Annotated in this window: 10 protein-coding genes; 4 read left to right on the top strand and 6 right to left on the bottom strand. The window is 31.9% G+C overall.

Annotation, left to right across the window (positions count from 1 at the left end; translation table 11 throughout):
• Nucleotides 1–16: 16 nt before the first annotated feature.
• The 3 genes from OD803_RS07675 to OD803_RS07685 form a co-directional block, all read right to left on the bottom strand.
• Nucleotides 17–292 (bottom strand): CD225/dispanin family protein, encoded by a 276-nt coding sequence (locus tag OD803_RS07675; RefSeq protein ID WP_129760744.1) that lies wholly within the window; start codon nucleotides 290–292, stop codon nucleotides 17–19.
• 68 nt (nucleotides 293–360) lie between these two features.
• A complete protein-coding gene (locus OD803_RS07680; protein ID WP_131507323.1) occupies nucleotides 361–693 on the bottom strand; it encodes a CCC motif membrane protein in 333 nt (110 codons plus the stop codon).
• 14 nt (nucleotides 694–707) lie between these two features.
• The gene (locus tag OD803_RS07685; protein WP_129760746.1) at nucleotides 708–989 is read right to left on the bottom strand and encodes a DUF2752 domain-containing protein; all 282 of its coding nucleotides are present in this window, start codon (nucleotides 987–989) and stop codon (nucleotides 708–710) included.
• A gap of 149 nt (nucleotides 990–1,138) precedes the next feature.
• Between OD803_RS07685 and OD803_RS07690 the strand changes: the two genes are divergently transcribed.
• Both OD803_RS07690 and OD803_RS07695 read left to right on the top strand, forming a co-directional pair.
• Nucleotides 1,139–1,348 (top strand): hypothetical protein, encoded by a 210-nt coding sequence (locus OD803_RS07690; protein WP_131507321.1) that lies wholly within the window; start codon nucleotides 1,139–1,141, stop codon nucleotides 1,346–1,348.
• Nucleotides 1,345–1,896, top strand: coding sequence for a Smr/MutS family protein (locus OD803_RS07695; protein ID WP_131507319.1), 552 nt, complete (start codon nucleotides 1,345–1,347; stop codon nucleotides 1,894–1,896). The genes OD803_RS07690 and OD803_RS07695 overlap by 4 nt, the downstream gene beginning before the upstream one ends.
• Here OD803_RS07695 and OD803_RS07700 read toward each other — a convergent pair.
• The gene (locus OD803_RS07700) at nucleotides 1,893–2,825 is read right to left on the bottom strand and encodes a hypothetical protein (protein ID WP_262733006.1); all 933 of its coding nucleotides are present in this window, start codon (nucleotides 2,823–2,825) and stop codon (nucleotides 1,893–1,895) included. The two genes, OD803_RS07695 and OD803_RS07700, sit on opposite strands and share 4 nt — an antisense overlap.
• An 89-nt stretch (nucleotides 2,826–2,914) precedes the next feature.
• On the opposite strand from OD803_RS07700, the gene OD803_RS07705 reads away from it, so the two are divergent.
• Nucleotides 2,915–4,060 carry a cysteine desulfurase family protein gene (locus OD803_RS07705; RefSeq protein WP_262733007.1) on the top strand — a complete coding sequence of 382 codons (1,146 nt, stop codon included), beginning with the start codon at nucleotides 2,915–2,917 and terminating at the stop codon, nucleotides 4,058–4,060.
• The gene (locus tag OD803_RS07710) at nucleotides 4,050–4,676 is read left to right on the top strand and encodes a CHAP domain-containing protein (protein ID WP_262733008.1); all 627 of its coding nucleotides are present in this window, start codon (nucleotides 4,050–4,052) and stop codon (nucleotides 4,674–4,676) included. The genes OD803_RS07705 and OD803_RS07710 overlap by 11 nt, the downstream gene beginning before the upstream one ends.
• Before the next feature lie 42 nt (nucleotides 4,677–4,718).
• Here the strand turns inward: OD803_RS07710 and OD803_RS07715 are convergent, their stop codons facing one another.
• Nucleotides 4,719–5,042: an HNH endonuclease gene (locus OD803_RS07715; RefSeq protein WP_262733009.1), complete on the bottom strand. Its 324-nt coding sequence runs from the start codon at nucleotides 5,040–5,042 to the stop codon at nucleotides 4,719–4,721.
• A gap of 2 nt (nucleotides 5,043–5,044) precedes the next feature.
• The coding region (locus OD803_RS07720) for a restriction endonuclease (protein WP_262733010.1) at nucleotides 5,045–6,028 on the bottom strand (984 nt) is incomplete at its 5' end.

Genomic DNA, 6,028 nt, shown 5'->3' on the forward strand with positions numbered 1-6,028 from the left:
TATTATTTTTTTTGACTTAGTAACCACCATTAGCAATTGCTCCAAGCATTGCAACTCCAAAGATTAAAATATAAAGTAACCATCCTACAAGTGCAATAACCACAGAAACAATTCCCCAAGTTTTTGCATTCTTAGAGGCACGTACTGCTTCATCATACTTTCCATCTTCATATAATGAATTAACTTTTGTAGCGTAAATAATGCTCACAATACCAGAAGGTAAACAGCATAAAATGGTACTTATTATAGCTAAGGCTAAGTAACTATTAGGTCTTGTAGGTTTTTGTTCCATGTAATATTTTTTGTTAAGTTAGTGTTCAAATGTAATAAAAAAAGCGACCATTTGGTCGCTTTTCTCATTTATTGATTTTGTTGTTGGTACTGTTCCATCATTTCTCTGGACTGTTCCATCATCTCATCCCAACCAACTGTTGAAATTCGGTATATAGTAAAAATTAAGTATGCTATATTTATTATTAGTATTACCATTGCTACAATTTTGGCAGTGTTCATAGCTTTAACACTATCATGATCGTAGTTTTCAGGGGCTGCTTGAGCTTGCTTTAATTTACTTTGTGCAATAAAAAAAGCAATACCAGCAAGGATAAATCCTGAACCTCCTATGCAGCAGCATAGTAATCCTAGAATTGCTAATACATAAACAATAGTTGGGTTGAGTTTTTGTTGTTCCATAATTTTAGTTTTGATTAGATTATTTTTAGTAAAAAGTTACCTACAATAATAACGATGTTAATGATTACCAATGTAAGAATAATTTTTTGAGAAATTTCATAAATCTTAAGCGCATTTACTATTAGCATCCCAAAAAGGAGTATAAGTGTATAAATAGCAGGATACATAAAAAATGCACCAATAAAGTCGCCTTCAAGAATAAGTGCAACCGATCGTTGCATGCCACAACCCATACACTCAAAGCCAAACAACTTTTTGTTTAAGCAAGGTAACATATAGTCTTCGTATTGCGACATGGTACTGTTTTAGTTCTTACAAATGTAAAAAAAGTTAAAAATGAAACTAAGGTTTCTTTGTTTTTTAGTGAAAATTTGAACGATTTAGCATAATGCTTTACTTTTGTATCTATTACTTTATAGATAACATATTTTTAATAGGCAAACACATGAGTTTATCAAGAACCATAAATTTTATTTTGATTTTATCTGGCGGAATTATTGCAATTTATGCCAAAGCAGGTGATGGACAAAGTGTTTATTTGCTAATGGCAGGAATTGTACTATTAATGATGGGTATTTACAGGACTTCTCGTAATATTCCTAGTAAATATAAAAACGATGACACTAACGAATCTGATAATGATACTGCACAATGAAATTTAAAAAAGGCGATAAAGTTTCAGTATTAGATGAAGACATTTCAGGTGTTGTTTTAAAAACTTCAGATGCACAAGTGAGTATTGAAACTCCTGATGGTTTTGTGTTTGAGTTTCCTGCAAGCGAACTTATAAAAACTGATGCTTCAATACAATCTGAATTGTTTTCTACACAAAGTGCTAGTGCTGTTATTCAAGAAAAAGAGCAGCAACAAAGACGAAAACTTCCTAAGATAAAGCCTAAAGAGCGTAATAATCCTGCTATGGAAGTTGATCTTCACATACACAAGCTTACTGATCATGATTCTAGAATGACTAGCCATGAAAAGTTAACTTTACAGTTAGATACTGCTCAACGACAACTAGAATTTGCAATAAAAAAACGAATCCAAAAAATCGTTTTTATACATGGAGTAGGAGAAGGTGTTCTAAGAATGGAATTAGAAACATTGTTTCGACGCTACGACAACATCAAATTTTACGACGCAGACTACAAAAAATATGGTTTAGGAGCTACTGAGGTTTATATTTACCAAAACGTGAATTAGTCTTCTTCAGGAAACGTAATTATAGTTTCATAAGTTCCAAAGAAGTAATAATCCATACTTAAAGCACCTAAATTGAAAGGGTCATTAATTTCAAAATTCGTGGTTACTGTTCTAGTGTAAGTATTGTCAATAAACTCATCAACCACAAAAGTATCAGCAGCATCTGCGTCTAAATACCTTGCAATAGTTGCATCTATAGCAAAATCGTTAGTTGGGTTTTTGTCCATATCTTCATCCTCATAACGCGTTAATACACCATCACCATCATCGTCATTATCTAAATAGTTAGGTAAAGGTATTTCGGGAGTTGTAGGATCGTTATCGTGGTCGTACGTGTCATTATCAGTGTTTACAGCATTAGCTAAGCCATTTTCAGTGCTAAAATTATGATTTTCGTTAATGGTTAATACATTGTCATTATCATCATCTTGGTCGATATAGTTTGGTATACCATCTCCATCAAAGTCATCGTCATCATAATTACCATTACCATTTAAATCTTCAAATTCAGAAGGAATTCCATCATCATCATCATCCACAAAAGTAGAGGTGAAATCTATATCTATTGATTCACTTTCATTATCGCTAATAATATTAACGTCTGAACCAGGAACAAGAGTACAGAAAAGATTTTCTGGATTTCCATCATAAGTTCTGTAAATAAACCTAACACTTCCAGTTATAGTACCTTCAAAAGGAATTTCATCAGTTGGAGGATTAAAAATTTGATCATTATTAGTATTGGAAGGAAAAACAATGCTCAACGATTCATAAGGGTCTGCTTTAATCTTATATAAGCTGTATTCATCTTCAAATTGATCGCATAACGTAAGGTCATCTTCAAAGTCTAATTCAATTTCAAGAATATCGCCATCATCGCAACTTGTTAACAGTAAACTTAGACAAAATATATAGAGTATTTTTCGCATTGTATTTGATTTGGAAACAAAAATAAAAGATTTGATAAACTTATAACGCAGTAAGATGCAAATAATTTTATTTGAAGTATTTTTGCAGCATGAAGAAAGTGTATTTTGATAATGCTGCAACCACGCCTATGCGTGCAGAGGTTGTGAATAAGATGACAGAAGTGATGATGAGTAACTTTGGAAATGCCTCATCTACACATAGTTTTGGTAGGTCATCTAAAGCTTTAATTGAAAATTCAAGAAAATCAATTGCTAAACATTTTAATGCTTTAGCATCAGAAATTGTATTTACTGCAGGTGGTACTGAAGCCGATAATTTAATACTTAGGAGTGCTGTAAGAGATTTAGGAGTAACCGATATTATAACGTCCAAAATAGAGCATCATGCTGTACTACATACATTAGAAGCATTGAGTAATGAGTATAACGTTTCGCTTCATTTTGTGTCATTGTTAGACGATGGTAACATTGATATTGAACATCTAGAAACGGTATTAACATCTACTGAAAAAGCTTTAGTGTCTTTAATGCATGTTAATAACGAAATAGGAAATATTTTAGACATAAAGCGTGTTGCGCAATTGTGCAAAGCCAATGGAGCTCTGTTTCATAGTGATACTGTGCAATCTGTTGGACATTATAAAATAGATTTACAAGATGTAGCTGTTGATTTTATTACAGCTAGTGCACATAAATTTCATGGTCCAAAAGGTGTAGGGTTCGCTTACATAAGAAAAAACTCTGGTTTAAAAGCATCAGTATTTGGAGGTGAACAAGAACGAGGTTTTAGAGCAGGTACTGAAGCTATACACGATATTGTAGGTATGGAAGAAGCTCTTAATATAAGCTACAACACTCTAGAAGAAGAAACTGCTTATATATCAGATTTAAAGCATTATTTCATTACTAAGCTGAAAGACGTTTTACCACAAGCAAGCTTTAATGGAGCTAGTAAGTGTTTTGAAAGCAGCACATACACATTGGTTAATGTATGTTTACCAATTGCGCCCGAAAAAGCACCAATGTTACATTTTCAGTTGGATTTAAAAGGAATTGCGTGTTCTAAAGGAAGTGCTTGCCAAAGCGGAAGTACTTTAGGCTCTCATGTGTTGTCTCAAATACTAGATGAAGAACAACTAAAAAAACCTTCAGTACGTTTTTCGTTCAGTAGTTTTAATACTAAAGACGAAGTAGACTACGTTATAGAGGTTTTAAAAGACTTTGTTGAAAACTAACCCAATTGTAGTAGTTATTGTTGCTTTATTGTTTGTGTCTTGTAAACAAGAACCTAAGCAAGACATTGTGATTACTCAAGAGTTGCAACAACTAACAGCTAAATCTCCTAAAACCTTTAAGGTTAAAAACATTGGTGATACACTAGATGTATTTAACGAAGTGTATGTTATTTACAATAAAAGTATAGGGAATACTTCTGGTAGGCATTTAACCAAAGACGGTTATAATCTAGGGTTAAAATGGCAGTGTGTAGAGTTTGTAAAACGTTACTACTATCAACATCTCAACCATAAAATGCCTAATAGTTATGGACATGCTGTCGATTTTTTTAATACTGAAATAGCAGATGGCAGCATCAATAGAGATAGGAATTTACTACAATACACTAATGGTAGTAGTAGCAAACCAAAAGTTAATGATTTGGTTGTCTTTAAAGGAAATGTGTTTAACCCTTATGGACATGTAGCTATTGTGAGTAGGGTAGAAGATAGCTATGTTGAAATTGTACAACAAAACGTTGGAAAACAATCTAGAGACCAATTAGGTTTAAAACAAGTGAACGGAAAATGGATTGTTGATGAAACTAGCGTATTGGGTTGGTTAAAGAAAGATTGAGAAGTAACCGTTATTGTGGTTTAAATTGTTGCGGGTAGTTTTTTATTTCAGTTCAGGTTTATTTTTAATTGCTTCTTTAACAACCAAAGCAACTTTATCTTTTGTGATTCCCTTTTCTTTACAGTATTTAGTTTCAAGCCATACTTCTAATGATTTTGATCCTTTACTAGCATTACAAGACATACAACAAAGAGCAATATTGTCAGCTCCATTTATTCTAATGTCATTTACTATATGTTCCCAAGACTGTTTTGTTTTTCTTGAATTGTCATTTTTAGTAAAAATAACTCCGCAATAAACACAGGATTTATCTCTTGATAACACTAAGTTTTCTACTTCAATCGGAATTCCCCATTTATTTGCCATATTTATTCACTATCAAAAAAATCATTATCAAGTTCTTTTACTTCATAAATCATTTTGATCTGAACACCAACATTATATTGATGCATTAAATCAACTAGTTTTGAGCCGTCAATCAATATAATAGTGTGATGAGCATCGTTTGCTTTTTTAATTGCTCCTTTATCGAAAGTTGAAGTTGTAACGAAAACACCTTTTTGAGTGTCTCCGCTCATTGCTCCGATAAAATTTCTGATATCTTTTTCGCGTACTTTGTTTTCTCCGTATCTTTTTGCTTGAATATATATTTTGTCAAGTCCAAGTTTATCCTCGTTAATTATTCCATCTATTCCTCCATCACCAGTTTTTGAAGTCTCAATAAAGTCACCATATCCCATTTTATGCAATAATTTTAATATAACTCTTTCAAAATAAAAAGGATCTATTGTTTTTAATTTTTCAAGAAGTTCATCTTTTACCTGAATATCTATAGAATTAAAACCTTCATCAATTAAATCTTGTGGAGAGGCATTTGAAATTTTGGTTGGTGTTGAATTTTCTTTTGGATCTTCTTCGGTGTAAAATTCTAAAAAATTATCTGAACTTTCAACCTGCTTAAGTGTTAGATTATTTGAATTATGGGATTTTCCTTTTTCAGTAATTTTCACAAAACCTCTTTTTGGAAATTCTATATATCCACCTTTTTTTAGGTAAGATTTTCCCCAAGCAATTCTATTAATAATTAGTCGATCTCCACTTTTTGTCTTTTGTTCTAATTGTTCTTTAGTTAATTTAAAATAGAAATTATCAATAACCTTTTGATACATTTCTCTTGCTTGTAGAGTTTCTCCATTCTCTAACACCTTTAAAATAGGAATGAATGTTTCGTGAAATTTAGGTATTTCCATTTCGTTCGTTAAATTATGTACAACAGTCTCCTTTACTTTGATATTATTAAATTTAACAAGAGTAGAGAGGAGAACTCGAACGGTCTTTAGGTAATACCTATT

This window comes from Gaetbulibacter sp. NE, from assembly GCF_025548475.1.
GTDB classification, from domain to species: Bacteria; Bacteroidota; Bacteroidia; order Flavobacteriales; family Flavobacteriaceae; genus Gaetbulibacter_B; species Gaetbulibacter_B jejuensis.

Bases quoted from the DNA above. Each gene is read 5' to 3' on its own strand.
- OD803_RS07700 (WP_262733006.1), bottom strand. From the start codon at position 2,825: ATGCGAAAAATACTCTATATATTTTGTCTAAGTTTACTGTTAACAAGT.
- OD803_RS07695 (WP_131507319.1), top strand. From the start codon at position 1,345: ATGAAATTTAAAAAAGGCGATAAAGTTTCAGTATTAGATGAAGACATT.
- OD803_RS07675 (WP_129760744.1), bottom strand. From the start codon at position 292: ATGGAACAAAAACCTACAAGACCTAATAGTTACTTAGCCTTAGCTATA.
- OD803_RS07680 (WP_131507323.1), bottom strand. From the start codon at position 693: ATGGAACAACAAAAACTCAACCCAACTATTGTTTATGTATTAGCAATT.
- OD803_RS07690 (WP_131507321.1), top strand. From the start codon at position 1,139: ATGAGTTTATCAAGAACCATAAATTTTATTTTGATTTTATCTGGCGGA.
- OD803_RS07705 (WP_262733007.1), top strand. From the start codon at position 2,915: ATGAAGAAAGTGTATTTTGATAATGCTGCAACCACGCCTATGCGTGCA.
- OD803_RS07685 (WP_129760746.1), bottom strand. From the start codon at position 989: ATGTCGCAATACGAAGACTATATGTTACCTTGCTTAAACAAAAAGTTG.
- OD803_RS07715 (WP_262733009.1), bottom strand. From the start codon at position 5,042: ATGGCAAATAAATGGGGAATTCCGATTGAAGTAGAAAACTTAGTGTTA.